The following is a 23,274-nucleotide window of genomic DNA, read 5'->3' on the forward strand; positions in this document are numbered from 1 at the left end:
TTTTAGATGGGGCCCCTATTTCGCGGCGAACCCCTCGAAACCGCCGTCGTCCTGGTCCTCGTCGTCGTCCTCGGTATCTGCCGCGTACTCGGCCGCATCGGGGAAGACACTGGTGCTGATGTCACCCGACAGCCAGCCGACCAGAAACTCGACCGCGCCCACCGGATGGGCGTCGTAGTACCAGCCCCGCGGATTCCAGCAGACGACCGTCCACTCGTCCGGCTTCCCGTCGGTGAGCCAGCACACCCGGTCCCCGTTGTCGGTCCCCGCCCACGGCAGGAGCCCGCCCGGCTCCGGGTAGAAGGGGTACGGGCACTTGTCGGGGTTGCTGTTCCGGAAGCCGCGTTCCTGGTCCAGCATCCGCTTCGCCGGGCCGACGAGCAGGTCCCGCCCGCCGAAGGGCGCAAGCGGCGTCAGGAACTCCGAGAAGTAGTAGGCCCCATAGAACTCGACCAACTGCTTGAAGTCCGAGGGGAGTTCCAGCGCCAGCGCGGCCTCCACCTCGCCCCAGTCGCCGTTCCCCCACTGGGGCTGCGACGGCGGAGGTATGAGGCGGGTGAGGTCGTCGAACGCGGTCATGGGCCGAGCCTAGGCCGTGGGCGACGCGGCCGGCTCGTCGTCGTAGGAGGCTGACGGGGCCGCGGGCGCGGGCCCCGGGCCCCACGAGCAAGGCGGCGGCGGGCCGGGCCCCGGGACGCACTCCCCGACCGTGGCGGCTACTTGCCGGCGTCCGTCGCGTAGCGCAGGAAGACGCCCGTGTCGACGGTCCATTCGCCGACCCTGACGGTGTCGCCGAACGCGTACTCCATGGTGTTGGCGTAGCGGGCGTCGTCCCCGTCGCCGGTCGGCTTCCAGTGATGCAGGACGATTCCCGCGCGCGGGTCCACGATCAGGTAGTGGGGAATGCGCATGGCGGGGTAGTCGCGCATCTTGCCCACGTAGTCGTTCTCGGGGTTGGAGCGCGAAACGATCTCTGCGGCAAGGAGGACGTCCGCCGGGTCGATGCCCTGTTCGTCCCCTTCCTCCAGGACTGATTCAGGGATCACGATCACATCGGGGCGTCGCAGGATCCCGAGCACCTGGTCCTCGACGTCTCCGCCGGTGTGGGCGACCACGCCATCAGGCAGTTGGGCGTCGAGCTGCCTCCGCAAGCGCAGCGCGGCGAGCTCGTGCCGTTTCACGGGCGACATCATCATGACGATCTCGCCGTGGCTGATCTCCGGGTACTCCAGACCGGGAGGCACGGTGAGCTCTGCGGCAAATCTGCGCAAATGACCGTACACGGTGTCGTTCATGCCTTTGATGATAGAGCCCGTGGCGGCCTCAGTACCCGGTCGAGGCAGGCGACCTCACCCGAAAGCCGAACTGTCCGAACCCGCCCCCGCCCCGGGCCCGAACCCGCCCCCGCCCCCGCCCCGGGCCCGAACCCGCCCCCGCCCCCGCCCCGGGCCCGGGCCCGGGCCCGAACCCGCCCCCGCCCCGGGCCCGGGCCCGGGCCCGGGCCGGACGTCAGTGCCCCGACGGCGCCCCCGACGCCGAGGGCTTGGCCGCAGATGTCGCCGGGGGGCCGGCCGCGCCCCGCTTCGGGGGTGCGGGGGACGGGGCCGGGGCCTGTGGCGGGGCGGACCGTGACGGTTGCGGCTCCGGCGCGGGGGCCGGGGCCTGCGGCGGTGCCGGCGGGGGCGCGGGCTGCATGTCCTGGGGGCCGCCCGAGGGCGGCAGGCCCATGGTGTCCAGGGCCTCCTGGGCCCTCGGGGCGTCCAGCGGCGAGAACTGCGGGTTGGTGCGCAGCGCCTCCTCCAGGTTGCGGCGGGCCGGACCGAAGTCGCGCAACGCGCCCTGGACCATGCCCAGGTGGTACGCGTACGACGCGTTCTGGCCGCCCGTGTCGACCGCCTTCCGCGCGTACTCCAGCGCCGCGTCCGAATCGCCCGAGCGGTGCAGCGCCCAGCCCAGCGCATCGGCCACCGCCGCGCTGCGGTGCCCGAGGTCCCACTCCGCGCGCAGTTGGTCCGACGCCGCGTCCGCGTCGCCGTGGGCGGCCTCGAAGCGGCCGAGGAGCAGGGCCTCGTCCACGCCCTGGGTCCGGGCCCGGGACAGCGCCTTGCGCAGCCGCGAGTAGTGGTTGACGGAGTCCCCGTCCAGGCCGAGCGACTCGTACAACTCGCCCAGCTCCAGCAGGTACTCGGGCCGAGGGGACCTGGCCAGCGCCGCCTGGTAGTCCCGCTGCGCCTCGTCGGTGCGGCCGAGCGCCGCCAGCGCCCGTGCCCGGCCCGCGAGGGAGGCGTGGTGGGCGCGGTCGGTGCGCAGCGCCGCCCCGTACTGGGCCACGGCCTCCTTCGGCTCGCCCCGCTCCCAGGCCAGATCGCCCAGCCGGGAGAGGCAGGCCGCCTTCTCCGCCGGCGTCGTCGCCCGGTTCGCGGCGTCCTGCGCGGTGGCGAGCGCGTCCTCGCGCCAGCCCCGGTCGCGGTACATCTCGGCCGTCCGGCCCAGCGCGGGCACCCCGGCCCGCAGCGCCGTGTACTTCTCCACCGCCGTGATCGCCGACTTCCGGTCGCCGAGGCCGTTGTACGCGTCGATCAGCTCCGGGTACACCGTCCACTGCTTCGGCTGCCGGGCCCGTACCGTCTCGCCCCACTTCTTCGCGGTCACGAAGTCGTGCCGGGCGTTGGCGAGCGAGGCGAGCCCCACCCACGCCGCCTCGTTCCCCCGGTCGCCCGGCTGTACGTTCAGCGAGCGCTTCAGCGCCTGCTCGGCGCGGGAGTAGTACGCCGGGTCCGCCGCCCGCCGCCCCCACTCCACGTACGCCGAGCCCAGTACCGCCCACGACTGCGCGTCCGAAGGATGGGTGCCCACCCACGCCTGCCGGTCCCCGATGAGCGCCGTCAGATCGGAGAGCGAGGCGGGCGAGCCGGCCGCCGTCGCGGTCATCGCCCGCGACACCGGACCGGACACCGGCGGCGCCGCGTCCTTGTCCTCGTCGGGCACGGCGACCACCGCACCCGTCACCAGCACCGCACCCGCCACCACACCGAACGCGGCCCGGCGCAGCGTCGTGCGCAGCGAGGCCGGCGGCGGCTCGGCCAGGGACGCGGGGTCCGGCGGCAGGGCCGGAGGGGATTCGCAGGGCGGGGCGTAGGCGGTGTCGGGGGTCTCGGGGAGGTGGTCCGGCCCGGGGGCCGCCGGGGGCTGCTGCGGAGTGACGTCCATGCCGATCACTCTGCGTCAGTACGAAGATCGCACCGCGTCTTGTGATGGCAGGCGCATACGGGTTCACACCAATGGGCCCGGGTGCGAGTCTTGGATCATGGACGATCTTCTCGAACTACTGCGTGCGGGGCTCCCGGCCGAGGCCCTGATCACCGACCCGGACATCACCGCCTCCTACGCCAACGACATGGCGAGTTTCTGCGACGCGGGCACCCCGGCCGTCGTCGCGCTCCCACGCACTGTCGAGCAGGTCCAGCACATCATGCGCACCGCGACGGCGCTGCGCGTCCCGGTCGTCCCGCAGGGCGCCCGCACGGGCCTGTCGGGCGCCGCCAACGCCTCCGACGGCTGCATCGTGCTCTCCCTGATCAAGATGGACCGCATCCTGGAGATCAGCCCCGTCGACCGGATCGCCGTGGTGGAACCCGGCGTCGTCAACGCGGTGCTGTCCCGTGCGGTCGACGAGCACGGTCTCTACTACCCGCCGGACCCCTCCAGCTGGGAGATGTGCACCATCGGCGGCAACATCGGGACCGCCTCGGGCGGGCTGTGCTGCGTCAAGTACGGGGTCACCGCCGAATACGTCCTCGGCCTCGACGTCGTCCTCGCGGACGGACGCCTCCTCAGCACCGGCCGCCGCACCGCGAAGGGCGTCGCCGGATACGACCTCACCCGGCTCCTCGTCGGCTCCGAGGGCAGCCTCGGCATCGTTGTCAAAGCCGTGCTCGCGCTCAAGCCGAAGCCGCCCAGGCAGCTCGCCCTGGCTGCCGAGTTCCCGAGTGCCGCCGGCGCCTGCGAGGCCATCTGCGCGATCATGGAACGGGGTCACACTCCGTCACTCCTCGAACTGATGGACCGTACGACGGTCCGAGCCGTCAACAAGATGGCGAACATGGGCCTCCCCGACTCCACCGAGGCGCTCCTGCTCGCCGCCTTCGACACACCCGACCCGGCCGCCGATCTGGCCGCCGTCGCGGAGCTCTGCACGGCCGCCGGCGCCACCGAGGTCGTTCCGGCGGAGGACGCGGCCGAGTCCGAAATGCTGCTCCAGGCCCGGCGGATGTCGCTCACCGCGCTGGAGACCATCAAGTCCGCCACGATGATCGACGACGTGTGCGTACCGCGCTCCAAGCTCGGCGCCATGCTGGAGGGCACCGCCGCGATCGCGGAGAAGTACGGCCTCACCATCGGCGTCTGCGCCCATGCGGGCGACGGCAACACCCACCCCGTCGTCTGTTTCGACCAGGCCGACGCCGACGAGTCCCGGCGGGCCCGCGAGTCCTTCGACGAGATCATGGCGCTCGGCCTCGAACTCGGCGGCACGATCACCGGCGAACACGGCGTGGGCGTACTCAAGAAGGAGTGGCTCGCCCGGGAACTCGGCGAGGTGAGCGTGGAGCTGCACCGGGGCATCAAGCAGGCCTTCGACCCGCTGGGACTCCTCAACCCCGGCAAGGTGTTCTGAGCGCGGAACCCCGGCCCACGCGGCCGCCGCCTCCTCGGCCCGTCCCCTCAACTCTCCCCGTCCTGCGAGTCGTCCGACGGCCAGGGATCGCTCATCCACAGGTCGTCGGCCGGCAGCGGCGCGAGCAGCTCGGCAAGGCCCTCGTCGATGCCGAGCCGCTCGGACTCCGTGCCCGGCGGAACCACCCGCAGCGTCCGCTCCACCCAGGCGGCAACCGCGGCGGACGGCACCTCCAGCAGTGCGTTGCCGTCCGGGGAGGTCAGCGCCACGCAGATGATGCCGCGCCCCTCGATCTTGGTCGGCCAGATCCGTACGTCCCCGTGCCCGCACGGCCGGAACGCGCCCTCCACCAGCAGATCGCGGGCGAACGTCCAGTACACGGGGGCGTCCGAGCCGATGTGAAAGGTGATGTGCACGGCGTACGGGTCCTGGGTGCGATACGTCAGCCTGGCCGGCACGGGGATGCTGCGCTCGGGCGACAGGACCAGCTTGAGCTCCAGCTCGCGTTCCACGACGGTGTGCATGAGGCGTCCTTTCGAGACCTGTGAGCCGGTCCCGCGACCGGCCTTCACAGGGAGAGAGCGCCCTCCCCGCCATCCATTACGCGACTTCGGCGAAAAAAGTTTGGCGTGACCGGAAAGTGGCCCAAACACCCGGACCGGCACGGGGGTACGCGGGTGTCTGGTAGATGTGGACCCCTGTACTGAGACTCGAAGAGATACGGGACCACGGTGATGAGCGCCCCAACCCCGGCACCCGGTGACGAAAGCCCCCGCGAGGGCTACTACCCCGACCCGTCCATTCCCGGCTACGTCCGGTACTGGAACGGCGCCTCCTGGGTGCCCGGTACGAGCAGGCCCGCCCCGCAGAGCGGCGAGGCGATGCCTTCGGGGCCGGCCCCGGAGCCGGCCGAACCGCAACGGCCCGGCCCCGCGCCGGTGGACGAGACCGGTCCGATGTTCTTCGACGAGGATCCGCCGGCCGACGTCCGGCCCGAACCCTCGCCCGCCTGGCAGGCCGACGTCTCCCGGCAGAACGGCTTCGGCGGCGAGCGCGACCGCCGCGTCTCCTGGGGCGGCGGACAGCCCGCGCAACAGGGCGGCCAGGCGGAGCCGGGCCCCGATCCACGTACGCCCGAGGGCAGTTCCCCGGTGGCCGACACGCCCGGGGACCGTTCCCCGGCGCTCCGTTCCTCCGGCGACCGTTCACCTGCCCTCCGCCCGCGTGCCGACGTCGTACCCGCGGACCCGCGCCTGCCCGTGCCGCAGGACCCGGCTCCGGACCCGGCCGCCGGTGCGCTGCCGGGCATGCGGGACGGCGGTGACCGGGCGGAGAACACCGTGGCCATCCGGGTCACCCGCCCCGGCCGGTCCGGACGCTCCGGCCGCCCCGGTGGCGGGAACCGCGATGGGCAGGAGCCGCCCGCCGAGGGCACGATGACGATCCGCGCGATCGGCCCGGCCACGCCTGCCACCCCGACAGCCCCGCAGGCCTCGGGGCCGGCCGCACCGGGCCCCGTGGGGCAGCAGGGGCCCGCGTTTCCTCAGCAGGCTCAGGCACCCCAGCAGGCCCAGACACCTCGACAGGCGCAGGCCCCCCACCAGCCCCAGGCCCCCCACCAGCCCCAGGCCCCCCAGCAGCCCCGTCAGCCCCACCAGACCCGTCAGCCGAACCAGCCCCACCAGACCCCACAACCTCAGGCATCACGCCAGGAACACCAGGAACACCAGGAGCACCAGGCCCAGGGCCCCGACCAGCCCGTCGTGCCCTGGAAGCCTCCGGTGAACGACCACTTCCAGCAGTTGGCGGCGGCCCAGTCGGCCGCCCGTCCGGCCGCGCTGGGCAAGCGGTTCGCCGCCCGGCTCATCGACACCGTGGTGCTGGCCGCGCTCGTCGGCGCCGTCGCCCTCCCCCTCGCGACCCGGGCCACGGACCACATCAACGAGAAGATCGACGCGGCCAAGCTGTCGGGCGAGACGGTCACCGTCTGGCTGCTGGACTCCACCACGGCCGGCCTGGCCGGCGGGGTCCTCGTCGCGTTCCTGGTGCTGGGTGTCCTCCTGGAGGCCGTGCCGACCGCGAAGTGGGGCCGTACGCTCGGGAAGAAGCTCTGCGGGCTCGGCGTACGGGACATCGAGTCCGGCTCGTCGCCCACCTTCGGTGCCGCCCTGCGCCGCTGGCTGGTCTACGGCGTGCTGGGGCTCCTGGCGATCGGCGTGCTCAACGTGTTGTGGTGCCTGTTCGACCGGCCGTGGCGCCAGTGCTGGCACGACAAGGCGGCCCGCACCTTCGTGGCCGGCTGAGGAACCGCGCGGCCGGCAGACCCGTACGGCCGGGAGACCCGCACGGCTGACGGCTCATCGGGTGATGGGCCGTCGGGCGGTCTCCGTTCCCCCGAAAGCACCTGAGCCGTTGCGGGCGCCCCTGCGGCGGGGTGCACTGCCCCCATGAGCAACGATCAGCCGACGTCCGGTCAGCCGCCCGAGGACGACCCGTTCCTCAAGAAGCCGCACGAGCCCCAGCCGCCGTCGGGCTCGCCCTACGACAGCGCGCCGCCGCCCCCGCCGCACGGCCCCGGCCCCCACGGCGGAGGCCAGTTCGGTGCCGCCGATCCGCTGGCGGGCATGCCGCCGCTCGCGGAACCCGGCAAGCGCATCCTGGCCCGGCTGATCGACTTCCTGATCATCTCGATCCCGCTGTATCTGATCTCCCTGCCCTGGGGCGGCGCGGTGGAGGTCTCGAACGACAACAACGGCAACGACGGCGTCGGCGACATCTTCGCCCAGACGTACAGCGGCCATCAGCTGCTCTGGTCGTTGATCGGCCTGGTGATCTACGTCGGGTACGACACGTACTTCACGCACAAGGACGGCCGCACGCCCGGCAAGCGGCTGCTGAAGCTGCGGGTCGCGATGCTCAACGACGGCAGCGTGCCGGACACCGGCAGCTCCTTCCTGCGGGCCGTGGTGCTGTGGCTGCCGGCGCTGCTGTGCTGCCCGTGCCTGTGGTGGCTGATCAACATCGTGCTGATGTTCACGGACAAGCCGTACCGGCAGGCACTGCAGGACAAGGCGGGCAAGACGGTGGTGGTCACCACCAACGGCCGGAACACCGCCTGAGCCAAGCCGGGCGGATCGTCAGCCCGTCAGCGGCGCAGCGAGTGCTCGCCCATCCGCGCGGAGGCGCGTGCGGCCGGGATCGTGCGCTGTACGCGGCCCAGGTCGCGGCCCTCGGCCTCGTGGGCGGGGCCCGCTTCCCGGTGCGCGGAGACCGCGGTACCGGACGGCGCGGTCCGGCGGCGCGTCGGAGCGGGCACGGTGACGGCCACCAGCAGCCCGAGCGCGAGCCCGGCCGCGGCGATCACGGCGATGCCGAGGTCCGAACTCGCACGGGACAGCAGCAACATGGCGAGGGTCGAGAAGACAACGGTGACCGAACCGTAGGAGAGCTGTGCAGCAGTAGGACGCGGCATGGCGTTATCCGTCCTCGGGACGTCGGATGGGCGGTCTCTCAACACGGTCGCACTGTCAAGCGACTCTACGACGGTGGATGCCCTCGCGGAACGGGTAGTAAGCATGACCTAACCCACAGTGCCGGTGCACGGGGGGCGCACGGAGTCATTCTCTCCGCCAATCGGGCTCGTCGGCGCGCCGGTTGGGTGCGGAGCAGTCGTCCGGATAGCGGAAATGCGCTCCTGCATAGTGCACTTGGTCTGTTCAAGTCAAGGTCTGTCTTTTCTCGCGTAACTCCGGTCGAATGTCGTCACTTGTGACGCGTTTCCGCGCGCGGCCCTCTCACACCCCCAGGCCGCAGTCGCGAGCGCCGGGGAGGACTGCATCACGTGATCATTAATAGACGGGCGCTTCGTACCGGAGCGGTTGTCGTGGCCATGGCCGCGACCGCTGCCACCGCATCCGCCTTCGCCACCGCTCAGGCTGATGAAAAGGCGTCGGGCACCACTGCCTCCGCCGTCGACCGCCGGGACCCGGGGTCGAACGAGGGCAACGCGCACAACCTGGAGGGCCCGTTCAGCAAGCAGCAGGACGCTCAGCGTCAGGCCGCGCTCGAACAGGTCATATCCGGCGACAAGAAGGTCTCGACGCGCGGCGGTTCCAACGTCGTCAAGCTCGATGACAAGAAGTACGTCGAGCTCGGCCGCGAGAAGACCGACAAGATCTTCACCATCCTGGTGGAGTTCGGCGACAAGGTCGACAACACGACCATGTTCGACCCGGACGGCGACGGCCCCAAGCCCGCCGTCCCGAAGTACGGCGGCACGCCGGGACCGGCGCACAACACGATAGCCAAGCCGGACCCCAAGAAGGACAACAGCACCGCCTGGCAGGCCGATTACAACCAGGCCCACTTCCAGGACCTGTACTTCGGCACGGGCGCGGGCAAGAACTCGCTCAAGACGTACTACGAGAAGACGTCCTCCGGGCGTTACTCGGTGGACGGCGAGGTCTCCGACTGGGTCAAGGTCCCGTACAACGAGGCCCGTTACGGCTCGAACTACTGCGGATCGACCAACTGCCCCAGCGCCTGGGACATGATCAAGGACGGCACCACCGCCTGGGCCGCCGATCAGAAGGCCAAGGGCCGTACGCCCGAGCAGATCAAGACGGATCTCGCGCAGTACGACCAGTGGGACCGTTACGACTTCGACGGTGACGGCAACTTCAACGAGCCCGACGGCTACATCGATCACTTCCAGATCGTGCACGCCGGCGAGGACGAGTCCGCCGGCGGCGGCGTCGAGGGCACCAACGCCATCTGGGCGCACCGCTGGTACGCCTACGGCACGGACGCCGGCGCGACCGGCCCGTCCGACAACAAGGCCGGCGGCACCCAGATCGGTGACACCGGCATCTGGGTCGGCGACTACACCGCGCAGCCCGAGAACGGCGGCCTGGGCGTCTTCGCCCACGAGTACGGCCACGACCTCGGTCTCCCGGACCTCTACGACACCACCAACACCGCCGAGAACTCGGTCGGTTTCTGGTCCCTGATGTCGGCGGGCTCCTGGCTCGGCACCGGTAAGAACAGCATCGGTGACCTGCCCGGTGACATGACCGCCTGGGACAAGCTCCAGCTGGGCTGGCTCAACTACGGCGAGGCCAAGGCCGCGACGAAGTCCACCCACAAGCTGGGCGTGTCCGAGTACAACACCAAGGACAAGCAGGCGCTCGTCGTCACGCTGCCCGACAAGGAAGTCACCACCGCCGTCACGGCGCCCGCCGAGGGTGCCAAGCAGTGGTGGAGCGACATGGGTGACAACCTCAACAACACCCTGTCCCGCCCGGTCGACCTCACCGGCAAGTCCAAGGCCTCCCTCGACCTCGCCGGCTGGTGGGACATCGAGGCGGACTACGACTACCTCTACACCGAGGTCTCCGACAACGGCGGCACCAGCTGGACCGCGCTCGACGGCACCGCCGACGGCAAGGCCATCCCGCGCGACGCCAGTGACAAGCCGGCCCTGACCGACGTCTCCGGCAAGTACCAGAAGCTCTCGTACTCGCTGGACGCCTACGCGGGCAAGAAGATCGACGTCCGCTTCCGTTACGCCACCGACGGCGGCGCGGGCGGTGTGGGCTTCGCGGCCGACACCATCGCGGTCAACGCCGACGGTGCGGCGCTCTTCACGGACAACGCCGAGGGCGACGACAACGGCTGGACCGCCAAGGGCTTCTCGCGGGTCGGCAAGTCGTTCACCAAGGACTACCCGCAGTACTACCTCGCGGAGAACCGCCAGTACGTCAGCTACGACCAGACCCTCAAGGTCGGCCCGTACAACTTCGGCTTCTCCAACACCCGTCCGGACTGGGTCGAGCACTACCCGTACCAGAACGGTCTGCTGATCTGGCTCTGGGACACCTCCCAGAAGGACAACAACGTCTCGGTCCACCCGGGCAAGGGCCTGATCCTGCCGGTCGACGCGCACGCCAAGCCGCTGAAGTGGGCTGACGGCACGGTCATCCGTAACAAGATCCAGCCCTTCGACGCACCGTTCAGCTGGTACCCCACCGACGGATTCACGCTCCACAACGGTGACGTGGCCACGAAGATCAAGCCGCAGTTCGGCATGCCGGTCTTCGACGACCACAGGGGAACCTACTGGTACAAGGAGAACGAGACCGGAAGCGTGCAGGTCGCTGACACCAACACCAGGATCACGATCATCAGCGAGCCGTTCAGCGGCTCCACGATGACCGTCCGGGTTGGTTCCTCGCACAAGTAATCCGGTATCACCGCAGGTCAGAGCATGATCGGCCGTCGCCCTCTAGCGGGCGGCGGCCGATCGTGTTTAGGTGCCTCTTGTTCAGTTTCTTATTGACACGACGTCTCACGGGGGAGTGCGGAGTATGGCCGGCGGAGGATTCAGCAAGTTGCCCAACGGGAGCGTGGTCGTGGCGATCACCTTGGCGAGCCCGGCGCAGAGCGTGGGTCCGGACACCCCGGTCCGCGTCCTGGTGCACGCGGCGAACCGGGCCCGCGCACTGACCCGGCTGCGCAATCTGGGACTGCGCGCCGTCTACCTCCGGGGCAACGCCGAGCCGCCCACGCCGGACGAGATCACCGCCGTCCTGCACCACCCCGACGGCGTCCTGTGGCGCGCGAGACCCGAGCGGGCCCAGGAACTCTGGCACCCGATCCGGGCGCTCCTGAGGCCCGCCCTGCCGGCCCGGCAGAGCTGACGGGCTCCGGCCCGCCACCCCGCCGGCTCGCAGCCGGGCGCCTACACCACCGGCTTGCCGGCGAGCGCCACGCCCGCCTCCCGCAGCTCGGCCAGTGCCCGCTCCGTGGTCGCCGCCGTGACGCCGGCGGTCAGATCGAGCAGTACGTGCGTGGTGAAACCCTCGCGGACGGCGTCCAGCGCGGTGGCCCGGACGCAGTGGTCGGTGGCGATACCGACCACGTCGACCGAGTCGACCCCTCGGTCGCGCAGCCACTCGGCCAGCCCCACACCGTTCTCGTCCAGGCCCTCGAAGCCGCTGTACGCCGCGGCGTACGCGCCCTTGTCGAAGACCGCGTCGATGGCCCCGGAGGCGACCGCGGGCGCGAAATTGGGGTGGAAGCCCACCCCTTCCGTACCGGCCACGCAGTGCGGCGGCCAGGAGTGCTCGAAGTCCGGCGCCGAGGAGAAGTGACCGCCCGGGTCGATGTGGTGGTCACGGGTGGCCACCACGTGCCGGTAGCCGGGCTGGGCCTCACCGATCAGGTCCGTGATGGCGGCGGCGACATCGGCACCCCCCGCCACCGCGAGGCTCCCGCCCTCACAGAAGTCGTTCTGAACGTCCACGACGATCAAGGCGCGGTGCATGGCGGGTGTCCTTCGGTGGGGGAGAGGGGAGTGACGGTTACGGGGATGGCCCCGAGCCTAGAGACTCGGGGCCCACAATCAAGCCCGTCGGGGGGCGCATCCCGTGCGCTTCGGGCTTCGGGGGAGATCCGGGACGCGGCGGCCGCCGGGTGGCCCCGGCAGCCGCTCACCTCTTCACAGGTACTCGGTGGGAATCACCGGCTCGCCCCGCGACAGCTGCATCGCGGACATCGGCAGCCCCGCCCGCGCGGCGATGTGCCGCTCCCGGGCCGCGTCCAGCGGCTCACGGGCGACCACCTCGCCGCCCCGGACCAGCTCCACCAGCAGCTGCCGGTCCGCCAGCTCCGGCGGCACCGGACCGGTGCCGATCACCTCGGCCTCGGCCACCCCGTCCTCGTCCAGCCGGCGCGCCGCCCACTTGCGGCCGCCGATGGAGGTCTTCGCGCCCAGCGACTTCTTCGCCACCGGCCGCAGCGGGTCCGCCGGGTCGGCGGAGGCGGCCCGCGCCACCAGCTTGTAGACCATCGAGCAGGTCGGCTGCCCGCTGCCGGTCACCAGCTGGGTGCCGACCCCGTACGCGTCCACCGGCGCGGCGGCCAGCGAGGCGATGGCGTACTCGTCCAGGTCCGAGGTCACCACGATCCTCGTGCCCGTGGCGCCAAGCTCGTCCAGCTGCTGGCGCACCCGGTGTGCGACCAGCAGCAGGTCACCGGAGTCGATCCGGACCGCGCCCAGCTCCGTCCCGGCGACCTCCACCGCCGTACGGACCGCCGCCGTCACGTCGTACGTGTCGACCAGCAGCGTCGTGTCGCGCCCCAGCGAGTCGACCTGGGCCCGGAACGCGTCGCGCTCGGAGTCGTGCAGCAGGGTGAAGGCGTGGGCGCTCGTCCCGACGGTCGGGATGTTGTAGCGGAAGCCCGCGGCCAGGTCGGAGGTGGTGTCGAAGCCGCCGACGTACGCGGCACGGGCCGAGGCCACCGCCGACAGCTCGTGGGTGCGGCGCGCGCCCATCTCGATCAGCCCGCGTCCGCCCGCGGCCGACGACATCCGCGAGGCCGCGGCGGCGATCGCCGAGTCGTGGTTGAGGATCGACAGGATCACCGTCTCCAGCAGCACGCACTCGGCGAAGGAGCCCTCGGCCCGCAGGATCGGCGAGCCGGGGAAGTACACCTCGCCCTCCGGGTAGCCCCAGATGTCCCCGCTGAAGCGGAAATCGGCCAGATAGTCGAGCGTCGGCCCGTCGACCACGTTCTGGTCGCGCAGGAAGGCCAGCATCTCGTCGTCGAAGTGGAAGTTCTCGACCGCGTCCAGGACCCGCCCGGTGCCCGCGACGACGCCGTAGCGCCGCCCCTCGGGCAGCCGGCGGGTGAACGCCTCGAAGACCGAGCGCCGGTCGGCGGTGCCGGCCTTCAGCGCGGCCTGCACCATCGTGAGCTCGTACTGGTCGGTGAAGAGCGCTGTCGAGGGCACACCGACCCGTCGCCCAAGGTCCGCAGAGTTCATGCCGGGGATGCTACCCCTATTTCGTCAGAGTGACGAGATGGGGGTGGTTTGCCCGGCGCGGTGCCGGGGCCGTTTGTGCGATGCCCCCTCCCGGGTGGCAGCATGGGGTAGGTGAGCGTCGCCCCCGTAGAGATCGAACGTCCCGAATCGGCCGAGGAGAACCTCGTTGTCCCCGAGCCCGACGTCCCCTGGGTGACGTTGGTCCACAACGACCCGGTCAACCTCATGAGCTACGTGAGCTATGTCTTCCAGGCCTACTTCGGCTATTCGAAGGACAAGGCCCACAAGCTCATGCTCGACGTCCACCAGAAGGGCCGCGCCGTCGTCTCCAGCGGAAGCCGCGAGGAGATGGAGCGCGACGTCCAGGCGATGCACGGTTACGGGCTCTGGGCCACCCTCACCCAGGACCGCAACTAGTGCCGCGTCAGCCAAGGTCCGCCCCGTCGCGACGCCCGGCACGCACTCTCGCCGCACCGGCCGAAAACCCAAGTACATCCAGTACAAGGGCTTCCGGCCGGCACGCCGAGAGCACGCACCTGACGCCGCTCCTTGACGGGCAAACCTTGACTGACGCGGCACTAGCACCGCACGCCCTCCGCCCTGCCCTGTCCCGCCCCGCACGCCCGACCACCATCGGAGAGAACCCATGGCCGGCCACTTCGAGGCCACTCCCGGCGGCGGCGCGGCCGTCGCGCTCGACGAGGTGGAGGTCGCGATCCTGCGCTCCCTCGCCGTCCAGCTGCTGGAGCTCATCGGCCCCGGCGACGAACCCGCCGAGGGCGAGGACCCGCTCGCCGCGCTCTTTGCCGAGGGCCCCAGCGAACCGCCCGGCGACCCCGCCCTGGCCCGGCTCTTCCCCGAGGCCTACGGCGACGGGGACGACGAACTGCGCGCCGCCTCCTCCGAGTTCCGCCGCTTCACCGAGAACGACCTGCGCACCCGCAAGCGCGACGACGCCCTCGTCGTCGTACGCACCCTGGACGGACTCTCGCCCGTCGGGGACGGCGGCGCGGTGCTCAGGCTCGACGCCGGCGAGTGCCGCAGCTGGCTGGGGTCCCTCAACGACCTGCGCCTGACCATCGGCGCCCGCCTGGAGGTCTCCGACGAGGACGGCGGCGAGGAGGGCTCGCTCTACCGGCTGCCCGACAGCGACCCGCGCAAGCCCATGGTCATGGCCTACCTCTGGCTGGGCGGCCTCCAGGAAACGCTCATCGAGACCCTGATGCCGTAACGCGGCGCCCCGGCCGGACCCGGCGTGTTCGCTCAGAGGACGCTCAAATCCTCATAACGATCACGTCACCTGTTCGGCCTTCTTTGCAGTGAGCTGAACCCCGTTGTCCCCTTTTTCCTGTGGCATGCGCCACATAATGTCCAGTGGGTCACCGTTGTGCCCGTGATAAATCTTCACGACCACTCGGGGACGCCACCCCTGTTCCCGAGGGCGCTATCGACCGGTAACCACCGGCGGCACTCCATCCATATCCGGGGGGATCAGGAACTGATCCGCAGCCGCAAGGCGCGGATCAGCGTGGAGAAAGGGCGCACCACATGACATCGGCGAAAGTCGAAGAGGGACAGGAAGAGCCGCGGGCCACAGCTGCGGACGAAACCTCGGGCGAGGGCTACCAGCGCGCCCTCGGAGCACGCCAGATCCAGATGATCGCCATCGGCGGGGCCATCGGCACCGGCCTTTTCCTCGGCGCCGGCAAGGCCATCGCCAAGGCCGGACCCAGTCTCGTCCTGGCCTACGCCATTGCGGGCCTGGTGATCTTCTTCATCATGCGGGCACTGGGCGAACTCCTCATGTACCGCCCGGTCTCGGGTTCGTTCTCCGAGTACGCCCGCGAATTCATCGGACCCTTCGCGGGATTCGTCACCGGCTGGACCTACTGGCTTTTCTGGGTGGTCACCGGAATCACCGAAGTCACTGCGGCCGCCCAGTACATGACGTTCTGGTTCGACATTCCGCAATGGGTCTCCGCGCTAATCTTCACCATCATTCTGTACGGCGTGAACCTTATTTCAGTGAAGCTCTTCGGTGAGCTCGAATTCTGGTTCTCGATGGTCAAGGTCACCGCCATCGTCGGCATGATCCTCATCTGCGCCGGAATCCTCACCCTCGGCTTCTCCGACGCCGGCGACACCGCGTCCGTCACGCACCTCTGGGCCGACGGCGGCTTCTTCCCGCACGGCATCAAGGGCACCCTGATGACCCTGCAGATCGTGATGTTCGCCTTCCTCGCCGTCGAACTGGTCGGTGTCACCGCAGGCGAGTCCAAGGACCCCAAGACCGTCCTGCCCAAGGCCATCAACACGGTGCCCTGGCGCATCGCCGTCTTCTACGTCGGCGCGCTCGTCATGATCCTCTCGGTGGTCCCCTGGACCGAGTTCTCGCCGGACGTCTCCCCGTTCGTCGCCGCCTTCCAGAAGATGGGCCTCGGCGTCGGCGCGGGCATCGTCAACTTCGTCGTCCTGACGGCGGCGCTGTCCTCCTGCAACTCCGGCATGTACTCGACCGGCCGCATGCTGCGCGACCTCGCGCTCAACGGCCAGGGCCCGAAGTTCTTCACCCGGCTGACCAGGAGCGGCACCCCGCTCGTCGGCACCACCGTCTCGGCCGCCCTCATGCTCGTCGGCGTCTGGATCAACTACCAGTGGCCCGGAGACGCCTTCACCTACGTCGTCTCCTTCGCCACCATCTCCGGCATGTGGGCCTGGATCATGATCCTGATCAGTCAGATCCGCTACCGCCGGCTGGCCGACCGCGGAGTCCTCCCGCAGTCGAGCTTCCGGGCCCCCGGCGCCCCGTACACCAGCGTCTTCGCGCTCGCCTTCATCGGCATGGTCATCGTGATGATGGGCATCGACAAGGACGCCAGGATCTCCCTGTACTGCGCCCCCCTGTGGGCCCTGATCCTCGGCGTCTCCTACCTGGTCCTCAAGGCCCGCAACCCCGGGAACAAGGCCTTCGCCGGCCGCTGAGAACACCGGCACCTCCCTGCTGCGGGCAGCCGCCCCAAGGGCCGTGTCCATGATGCGGGCCGCCGCGTACCACTCCTCGGTACGCGGTGGCCCGTCGTCCTATCCTGGGCGCCATGCTGACCATCACCCAGGCGCTGTACGACCAGATCGTCGCGCACTCCCGCGCCGACCACCCCGACGAGGCGTGCGGCGTGGTCGCCGGTCCGGCCGGAACGGGCCGCGCCGAACGCTTCGTCCCCATGCTCAACGCGGCCCGTTCGCCCACGTTCTACGAGTTCGACTCGGCCGACCTCCTCAAGCTCTACCGCGACATGGACGACCGCGACGAGGAGCCCGTGATCGTCTACCACTCGCACACGGCGACCGAGGCCTACCCCTCGCGCACCGACGTCACCTACGCCAACGAACCGGGCGCCCACTACGTCCTGGTCTCGACCGCCGACGCCGACGGGGCCGGGCCCTTCCAGTTCCGCTCTTACCGCATCGTGGACGGCGAGATCACCGAGGAGGACGTCGAGATCACCGGCGCCCCCGACACCGCCTGACCCACGGCCGCCGACCCCGCCCGACCCGCGGCCCCGGCCCCCGCGCCACCGGCAGGACAGGGCCGCCGAACCGGCCCTGTCCACCTGTCGAACGCCCGCCATCCACCAGGTGAGATCACATTCCAGATTCCGGACCGGGAATCGATACGATGAGCCCATGGTTCTCCATGACGTGAGCGACAAGACGCCGGGCACGCTGCTCGTGGCGCGCCTGCACGTCGATCTGTGCCGCCTCTCCAGCGCGATCTGTACGAACCGCCGGCCCGCCGGCCGCGAGGCCTGAGCCGGGCCGAGGGCAGGCGCCGCCCGGCCGGGCGCCACCCGCACCCGCACCACCACACACGTTCCACCCCGCGCGGGGGCAGAGCCGCGCGCCCCACGCCCACCGTCACCACTCCGCTTCGACAGGAGCCCACGCCATGGCCATCGAGGTCCGCATCCCGACCATCCTCCGCACCTACACCGACGGCGCCAAGGCCGTCGAGGCCAGCGGAGAGACCCTCGCCGACCTCTTCACGGACCTGGAGACCCGCCACACCGGCATCCGCGAGCGCATCGTCGACGGTGACCAGCTGCGCCGCTTCGTGAACGTGTACCTCAACGACGAGGACGTCCGCTTCCTCGACGGCATCTCCACCAAGCTCAGTGACGGCGACAGCATCACCATCCTCCCGGCCGTCGCCGGCGGCATGAACTGATGCGCTACGACAGCCCGCTCGCCGCAGTGGGCAACACCCCGCTCGTCCGCCTGCCGCTGCTGTCACCGTCGGACGACGTCCGCATCTGGGCCAAGCTGGAGGACCGCAACCCCACCGGCTCGATCAAGGACCGCCCCGCGCTCCACATGGTCGAGCAGGCCGAGAAGGACGGCCGGCTCACCCCCGGCTGCACCATCCTCGAACCCACCAGCGGCAACACCGGCATCTCGCTCGCCATGGCGGCGAGGCTCAAGGGCTACCGCATCGTCTGCGTGATGCCCGAGAACACCTCTCAGGAACGGCGCGACCTCCTCACCATGTGGGGCGCCGAGATCATCGCCTCCCCGGCGGCGGGCGGCTCCAACACCGCCGTCCGCGTCGCCAAGGAGCTCTCGGCGGAGCACCCGGACTGGGTGATGCTCTACCAGTACGGCAACCCCGACAACGCGGGCGCCCACTACGCCACCACCGGCCCGGAGATCCTCACCGACCTCCCCTCGATCACCCACTTCGTGGCCGGCCTCGGCACCACGGGCACCCTCATGGGCGTCGGCCGCTACCTCCGCGAGAACGTCGAGGGCATCAGGATCGTCGCCGCCGAGCCGCGCTACGACGACCTGGTCTACGGCCTGCGCAACCTCGACGAGGGCTTCGTCCCCGAGCTGTACGACGCCTCGGTCCTCACCACCCGCTTCTCCGTCGGCTCCGCCGACGCCGTCACCCGCACCCGCGAACTCCTCCAGCAGGAGGGCATCTTCGCCGGCGTCTCCACGGGCGCCGCGCTGCACGCCGCGATCGGCGTGGGCAACAAGGCGGTCAAGGCCGGTGAGCGCGCCGACATCGTCTTCGTCGTCGCGGACGGCGGCTGGAAGTACCTGTCGACGGGCGTCTACACCGCGCCCACGACGGAAGCCGCGATCGAAACGCTGCAGGGCCAGCTCTGGGCGTAGCACGAGCGACGCGCAGCGGCGCACCTCACGCGCACGACAGCGCACCTCACACACGGAAGGGCGGACCGGGACCCCGGTCCGCCCTTCCGTGTGTCAGGCCCGGCGGCCACCTCGTACCCGCTCCCACACCTGCGGGTCCAGCTCGCCGACCCGTCGCCGGAAGTCCCGCACGGCCACCCGGCGCAGCTCGTCCGTCTCCAGGAAACTTTCCCGCCCCCGCGCGTCGCCGACCGTGCCCCGGGGGAGCGCGATCACCCCAGCGCGCTCCCCGTGGTCCTTGCTCGTGATCTTCGCGACGCGAGCGACTCCGCCCCGTACCGACATCACGAGACACGGCCGGTCCTTCGATCCCGGCCCGTCCTCGAACGGCACCTCGGCCCACCAGATCTCACCGGCCCTCGGCTTTCCGCCGTCCGCCGGCCTCTTGCCGCGCCCCGGCCCCGCCGGCGGCCGCGACCGTGCGCCGGAGCGCCCCTGCGGCCGCCGGCCGCCACGCTTGCGCCCGTCGTTCAGCGCCGCGACGAGCCCGAGCAGGAGGACGAGGGCGAACGCGATCCACCAGCCGGTCATATTCATGTCCCGAAGGTACCGCCAGGGCCGGCGCTTCCATCGAACCGGTGACAGCGCAGGTGAGTTCCCCCACAACGACACTCCTCGAAGGAGCGACCGCCTCTTTCGCGCCTTACGCTCAACAAACCGCTCAACGCACACGTACGGAACCGCACGAACCCTCCCCGTTCCCACTCTCGGAGGTTCACGCTCCATGAAGCTCACCGTCGTCGGATGCTCCGGCTCGTTCCCGTCCGCGGGATCGGCATGCTCGAGCTACCTCGTAGAGGCCGACGGCTTCAGGCTGCTCCTCGACATGGGCAACGGCGCCCTCGGCGAGCTGCAGCGCCACGTCGGTCTCTACGACCTCGACGCCATCTTCCTCAGCCACCTCCATGCCGATCACTGCATCGACATGTGCGCCTACTTCGTCGTCCGCTACTACCCGCACGAGGGCGGACGCCCGGCCCGGATCCCGGTCTACGGCCCCGACGGCACCGAGCAGCGGCTCACCACCGCGCATGCCGACACCCCGTCCGACCATGCGATGGGCGAGGTCTTCGACTTCCACACGCTGAAGCCGGGTTCCTTCGAGATCGGCCCCTTCTCGGTCCGTACGGAGAAGCTCCGCCACCCCGTCGAGACCTTCGGTATCCGCGTCGAGCACGGCGGCAGCTCGCTCACGTACTCCGGCGACACCGGGCCGTGCGAGTCCCTGGACGAGCTGGCCGAGGGCGCCGGCCTCTTCCTCTGCGAGGCGTCGTTCGTGGACGGCAAGGAGGACATCCCGGACCTCCACCTCAACGGGCGCCAGGCCGGCGAGCTCGCCGCCCGCGCCGGGGTGGGGCGCCTGGTCCTCACCCACATCCCGCCGTGGACCGACGCCGGACGCAACCTGTCCGACGCCCGCGAGGTCTTCGACGGCCCGACCGAGCTGGCGGTCCCGGGCGCGGTCTACGAGATCTGACGGCGCCGGCCCCGTACGAGGGGCGACGCCGGCCCCCGTACGCACAAAGAGGCCCTCACCTTCCGCCGGGAAGGTGAGGGCCTCTTGGGGTACGGGCCGACCGGGCTTACGCCTTGGTCAGGTCCTCGACCTCTTCCTCGGGCTCACGGCCCGGGGTGGTGAGGTTGAACTTGGTGATCGCGAAGCGGAAGAGCACGTAGTAGAGCGCTCCGAAGACGAGGCCGATCGGGATGATCAGCCACGGCTTGGTCGCCAGGTTCCAGTTCAGCGCGTAGTCGATGAAGCCGGCCGAGAACGTGAACCCGGCGTGCACGCCGAGCGCCCAGGTGACGGCCATCGAGATGGCGGTCAGGACGGCGTGGATCGCGTAGAGCACGGGCGCGATGAACATGAACGAGAACTCGATCGGCTCGGTCACACCGGTGACGAACGAGGTCAGCGCGAGGGAGACCATCATGCCCATCACGGCCTTGCGGCGCTCGGGGCGAGCGGCGTGGGCGATGGCGATGGCGGCGGCCGGGAGGCCGAACATCATGATCGGGAAGAAGCCCGACATGAACTGACCGGCGGTCGGGTCACCGGCGAAGAAGCGGTTCAGGTCACCGTGCACGACGGCGCCCGTGGCGTCGGTGAAGTCACCCAGCTGGAACCACGAGACGGTGTTGACGAACTGGTGCATGCCCACGGGCAGCAGCGCGCGGTTGATCAGGCCGAAGAGTCCGGCGCCGAAGGAGCCGAGGCCCGTCATCCACTCACCGAAGTCGGCTATGAGGTCGCCGATCGGTTCCCAGACCAGGCCGAAGAACACACCGAAGATCACACCGACGAAGGCCATGACGATCGGGACGAGACGGCGGCCGTTGAAGAAGCCGAGCCAGTCGACCAGCTTGGTGCGGTGGAGCTTCTGCCACAGGATCGCCGTGACGAGACCCATCAGGATGCCGCCGAGGACACCCGGGTTGTTGTACGTCGCCGCGGTGTCCGCGCCCTTCTGGATCACCGCTTCGGTGACCGGGAAGGCCTTCAGGACGTTGCTGTAGACCAGGAAGCCGACGAGGCCTGCCAGGGCGGTGGAGCCGTCCGACTTCTTGGCGAAGCCGATCGCGACACCGATGCAGAAGAGCAGCGGCAGGTTGTCGAAGACCGCCGCACCCGCGGTGGCGAACACGGAGGCGACTTTGTGCCAGCCGAGGCCGTCGTCACCGAAGACGTCGGGCTGGCCGAGGCGGAGCAGAATGCCCGCGGCCGGCAGCACGGCGATCGGCAGCTGGAGGCTGCGTCCCACCTTCTGCAGGCCCTGGAACAGGCCGGAGCCCCGCTTCTTCGCGGGGGCCGCCGTGGCGGTGGCCGTACTCATCAACTTCCTCCAGTAGGCAAGGCGCCGCCAGGGACAGGTTTTTTGGTGGGCGACGACTCGATAGACGCGGCAGAACGCCACGTGGTCTGGACCACTGAGTGGTGTAGACCAGTTTTAGCACGGTGAGGGTTAGATAAGGAACCTGCAATTTGCGACTACTTCGCAGTGGCCATCGCACACGCAACGTGACATGCCGAAGGCCCCCGGACCGAGTGGTCCGGGGGCCTTGGCGGTACGGGCTACAAGCCCTTACCGGCGGCTACTTCGTGAGGTTGCTCTCGATTTCTTCCTCCACCTCGTCGGGCTCCCGGCCCGGGGTCTGGAGGTTGAACCTGATGATCGCGAACCGGAAGATCGCGTAGTACACCACGGCGAAGCCCAGCCCGATCGGGATGATCAGCCATGGTTTGGTGGCCAGGCTCCAGTTGATGACGTAGTCGATCAGGCCCGCCGAGAAGCTGAAGCCGTCCTTCACCCCGAGCGCCCACGAGAGCGCCATCGAGACACCCGTCAGCACCGCGTGGATCGCGTACAGCACGGGTGCGACGAACAGGAACGAGTACTCGATCGGCTCCGTGATTCCCGTCACGAACGATGTCAGGCCGACCGACACCATCAGACCCCCGACCGCCTTGCGGCGATGCGGCTTCGCGCAGTGGTAGATCGCCAGCGCGGCCGCGGGGAGAGCGAACATCATGATCGGGAAGAAGCCCGTGGTGAACTGCCCCGCGGTCGGGTCACCCGCCAGGAACCGGTTGATGTCACCGTGCACCATCGTCCCGTCGGGCTTCGTGTAGTCACCGAACTGGAACCAGACGAACGTGTTCAGGAACTGATGAAGACCGAACACGAGCAGCGCGCGGTTGGCCACACCGAAGATGCCGGAACCCAGCCAGTTCAGGCCCACCAGCCACTCGGAGAAGCTGGTCAGACCGTCACCGACCGGCTGCCACAGCCACGCGCACAACGCCGCGAAGACCAGACCGACGAACGCCATGATGATCGGGACCAGTCGGCGGCCGTTGAAAAAGCCCAGCCAGTCCACCAGCTTGACCCGGTGGTACCGCTGCCAGAACCAGGCCGCCATCAGCCCCATCACGATCCCGCCGAACACCCCCGGGTTCTGGTACGCGGCCGCCGTCACCTGCGCGTCGCCCGTGACGCACGTACCGAACCAGACGCCGCCCGACACGAACGTCGAACCCTCGTCGCAGTCCACCGGGAAGGCGTGCAGCACCGCGTAGTAGACGAGGAAGCCCGTCACCGCCGCCAGCGCCGTCGAACCGTCCGACTTCTTCGCCATCCCGATCGCCACGCCGACACAGAACAGCAGCGGAAGACCGAGCCCCGAGTCGAGCAGTGCGCCACCGGCCGCCGCGAACACCTTGGCGAGGTTGGTCCAGCCCAGACCGTCGTCACCGAACACGTCCGGCTGGCCGAGCCGGTTGAGAATGCCCGCCGCAGGCAGCACGGCGATCGGCAGCTGAAGGCTGCGCCCCATCTTCTGCAGGCCCTGGAACAGACCGTTCCACCACTGCTTCTGTGGGATCGCTGCGCTGCTTGAGCTCATCGGCGTCCTCCCGGAACAAGGCGCGATTGGGGGTTGTTGCACACTGGTGTAGACCAGTTGCGGTACGGTGCGGAGCCCGCCCGGAAGGCAGGGCGCCGGTGATCGTCATCATTGGCGATGGCTCGGCTGCCCGCCCGCGAAGTTGGGCCAACCG

23 protein-coding genes are annotated in these 23,274 nt (G+C 70.0%); 13 read left to right on the forward strand and 10 right to left on the reverse strand.

Features of this window, described 5'->3' with window-relative positions:
* Window positions 1–15 precede the first annotated feature (15 nt).
* The 3 genes from ACGFU6_RS17515 to ACGFU6_RS17525 all read right to left on the reverse strand — a co-directional run bounded on the left by ACGFU6_RS17515 (window position 16) and on the right by ACGFU6_RS17525 (window position 3,210).
* Entirely contained in the window at window positions 16–579 is a 564-nt protein-coding gene (locus ACGFU6_RS17515) for an SMI1/KNR4 family protein (protein ID WP_393611711.1), read from the reverse strand.
* A 137-nt stretch (window positions 580–716) separates the two neighbouring features.
* Complete coding sequence (locus ACGFU6_RS17520; RefSeq protein ID WP_393611712.1) at window positions 717–1,295, reverse strand: Uma2 family endonuclease; 579 nt, start codon at window positions 1,293–1,295, stop codon at window positions 717–719.
* Between the two features lie 214 nt (window positions 1,296–1,509).
* Window positions 1,510–3,210, reverse strand: coding sequence for a hypothetical protein (locus ACGFU6_RS17525; protein WP_393611713.1), 1,701 nt, complete (start codon window positions 3,208–3,210; stop codon window positions 1,510–1,512).
* A gap of 97 nt (window positions 3,211–3,307) precedes the next feature.
* On the opposite strand from ACGFU6_RS17525, the gene ACGFU6_RS17530 reads away from it, so the two are divergent.
* On the forward strand, window positions 3,308–4,675 hold the full coding sequence (locus ACGFU6_RS17530; protein WP_393611715.1) for an FAD-binding oxidoreductase: 1,368 nt from the start codon (window positions 3,308–3,310) through the stop codon (window positions 4,673–4,675).
* 47 nt (window positions 4,676–4,722) lie between these two features.
* On the opposite strand, the gene ACGFU6_RS17535 is transcribed toward ACGFU6_RS17530, so the two are convergent.
* Window positions 4,723–5,199: an SsgA family sporulation/cell division regulator gene (locus ACGFU6_RS17535; RefSeq protein ID WP_393611717.1), complete on the reverse strand. Its 477-nt coding sequence runs from the start codon at window positions 5,197–5,199 to the stop codon at window positions 4,723–4,725.
* A gap of 210 nt (window positions 5,200–5,409) precedes the next feature.
* Here ACGFU6_RS17535 and ACGFU6_RS17540 point away from each other — a divergent pair, with 210 nt between their 5' ends.
* Window positions 5,410–6,978 (forward strand): RDD family protein, encoded by a 1,569-nt coding sequence (locus tag ACGFU6_RS17540; protein ID WP_393611718.1) that lies wholly within the window; start codon window positions 5,410–5,412, stop codon window positions 6,976–6,978.
* A gap of 144 nt (window positions 6,979–7,122) precedes the next feature.
* Window positions 7,123–7,794, forward strand: a complete 672-nt coding sequence (locus ACGFU6_RS17545; protein WP_393611720.1) for an RDD family protein — start codon at window positions 7,123–7,125, stop codon at window positions 7,792–7,794.
* A gap of 26 nt (window positions 7,795–7,820) precedes the next feature.
* On the opposite strand, the gene ACGFU6_RS17550 is transcribed toward ACGFU6_RS17545, so the two are convergent.
* Complete coding sequence (locus ACGFU6_RS17550) at window positions 7,821–8,147, reverse strand: hypothetical protein (RefSeq protein WP_393611721.1); 327 nt, start codon at window positions 8,145–8,147, stop codon at window positions 7,821–7,823.
* Between the two features lie 369 nt (window positions 8,148–8,516).
* Here ACGFU6_RS17550 and ACGFU6_RS17555 point away from each other — a divergent pair, with 369 nt between their 5' ends.
* On the forward strand, window positions 8,517–10,916 hold the full coding sequence (locus ACGFU6_RS17555; RefSeq protein WP_393611722.1) for an immune inhibitor A domain-containing protein: 2,400 nt from the start codon (window positions 8,517–8,519) through the stop codon (window positions 10,914–10,916).
* A gap of 124 nt (window positions 10,917–11,040) precedes the next feature.
* A complete protein-coding gene (locus tag ACGFU6_RS17560; protein ID WP_185092333.1) occupies window positions 11,041–11,373 on the forward strand; it encodes a hypothetical protein in 333 nt (110 codons plus the stop codon).
* Between the two features lie 41 nt (window positions 11,374–11,414).
* On the opposite strand, the gene ACGFU6_RS17565 is transcribed toward ACGFU6_RS17560, so the two are convergent.
* Window positions 11,415–11,999, reverse strand: coding sequence for an isochorismatase family protein (locus ACGFU6_RS17565; protein ID WP_393611724.1), 585 nt, complete (start codon window positions 11,997–11,999; stop codon window positions 11,415–11,417).
* Window positions 12,000–12,173: 174 nt separating this feature from the next.
* Entirely contained in the window at window positions 12,174–13,502 is a 1,329-nt protein-coding gene (locus ACGFU6_RS17570; RefSeq protein ID WP_393611725.1) for a nicotinate phosphoribosyltransferase, read from the reverse strand.
* 111 nt (window positions 13,503–13,613) lie between these two features.
* Here ACGFU6_RS17570 and clpS point away from each other — a divergent pair, with 111 nt between their 5' ends.
* The 7 genes from clpS to ACGFU6_RS17605 all read left to right on the forward strand — a co-directional run bounded on the left by clpS (window position 13,614) and on the right by ACGFU6_RS17605 (window position 18,677).
* The gene (clpS, locus tag ACGFU6_RS17575) at window positions 13,614–13,919 is read left to right on the forward strand and encodes an ATP-dependent Clp protease adapter ClpS (RefSeq protein WP_123525765.1); all 306 of its coding nucleotides are present in this window, start codon (window positions 13,614–13,616) and stop codon (window positions 13,917–13,919) included.
* A gap of 229 nt (window positions 13,920–14,148) precedes the next feature.
* On the forward strand, window positions 14,149–14,733 hold the full coding sequence (locus ACGFU6_RS17580; protein WP_393611726.1) for a DUF2017 domain-containing protein: 585 nt from the start codon (window positions 14,149–14,151) through the stop codon (window positions 14,731–14,733).
* 317 nt (window positions 14,734–15,050) lie between these two features.
* The gene (locus tag ACGFU6_RS17585; protein WP_393611727.1) at window positions 15,051–16,484 is read left to right on the forward strand and encodes an amino acid permease; all 1,434 of its coding nucleotides are present in this window, start codon (window positions 15,051–15,053) and stop codon (window positions 16,482–16,484) included.
* Between the two features lie 113 nt (window positions 16,485–16,597).
* Window positions 16,598–17,029, forward strand: coding sequence for a Mov34/MPN/PAD-1 family protein (locus tag ACGFU6_RS17590; protein WP_393611729.1), 432 nt, complete (start codon window positions 16,598–16,600; stop codon window positions 17,027–17,029).
* A gap of 157 nt (window positions 17,030–17,186) precedes the next feature.
* On the forward strand, window positions 17,187–17,312 hold the full coding sequence (locus ACGFU6_RS17595) for a putative leader peptide (RefSeq protein ID WP_260255956.1): 126 nt from the start codon (window positions 17,187–17,189) through the stop codon (window positions 17,310–17,312).
* Between the two features lie 136 nt (window positions 17,313–17,448).
* Window positions 17,449–17,727 (forward strand): MoaD/ThiS family protein, encoded by a 279-nt coding sequence (locus ACGFU6_RS17600; protein ID WP_123525770.1) that lies wholly within the window; start codon window positions 17,449–17,451, stop codon window positions 17,725–17,727.
* Window positions 17,727–18,677, forward strand: a complete 951-nt coding sequence (locus ACGFU6_RS17605) for a PLP-dependent cysteine synthase family protein (RefSeq protein ID WP_393611732.1) — start codon at window positions 17,727–17,729, stop codon at window positions 18,675–18,677. Before ACGFU6_RS17600 ends, ACGFU6_RS17605 begins: the two co-directional genes overlap by 1 nt.
* 93 nt (window positions 18,678–18,770) lie before the next feature.
* On the opposite strand, the gene ACGFU6_RS17610 is transcribed toward ACGFU6_RS17605, so the two are convergent.
* The gene (locus ACGFU6_RS17610; protein ID WP_393611733.1) at window positions 18,771–19,253 is read right to left on the reverse strand and encodes a type II toxin-antitoxin system PemK/MazF family toxin; all 483 of its coding nucleotides are present in this window, start codon (window positions 19,251–19,253) and stop codon (window positions 18,771–18,773) included.
* A gap of 187 nt (window positions 19,254–19,440) precedes the next feature.
* On the opposite strand from ACGFU6_RS17610, the gene ACGFU6_RS17615 reads away from it, so the two are divergent.
* On the forward strand, window positions 19,441–20,193 hold the full coding sequence (locus tag ACGFU6_RS17615) for an MBL fold metallo-hydrolase (protein ID WP_393611735.1): 753 nt from the start codon (window positions 19,441–19,443) through the stop codon (window positions 20,191–20,193).
* A gap of 106 nt (window positions 20,194–20,299) precedes the next feature.
* Here ACGFU6_RS17615 and ACGFU6_RS17620 read toward each other — a convergent pair whose 3' ends face one another.
* Together ACGFU6_RS17620 and ACGFU6_RS17625 are read right to left on the reverse strand one after the other, a co-directional pair.
* The gene (locus ACGFU6_RS17620) at window positions 20,300–21,550 is read right to left on the reverse strand and encodes a PTS transporter subunit EIIC (RefSeq protein WP_393611736.1); all 1,251 of its coding nucleotides are present in this window, start codon (window positions 21,548–21,550) and stop codon (window positions 20,300–20,302) included.
* A 259-nt stretch (window positions 21,551–21,809) separates the two neighbouring features.
* Complete coding sequence (locus tag ACGFU6_RS17625; protein ID WP_393611737.1) at window positions 21,810–23,120, reverse strand: PTS transporter subunit EIIC; 1,311 nt, start codon at window positions 23,118–23,120, stop codon at window positions 21,810–21,812.
* Between the last annotated feature and the right edge of the window lie 154 nt (window positions 23,121–23,274).

The organism is Streptomyces sp. NPDC048462 (assembly GCF_043200175.1).
Lineage (GTDB): Bacteria > Actinomycetota > Actinomycetes > Streptomycetales > Streptomycetaceae > Streptomyces.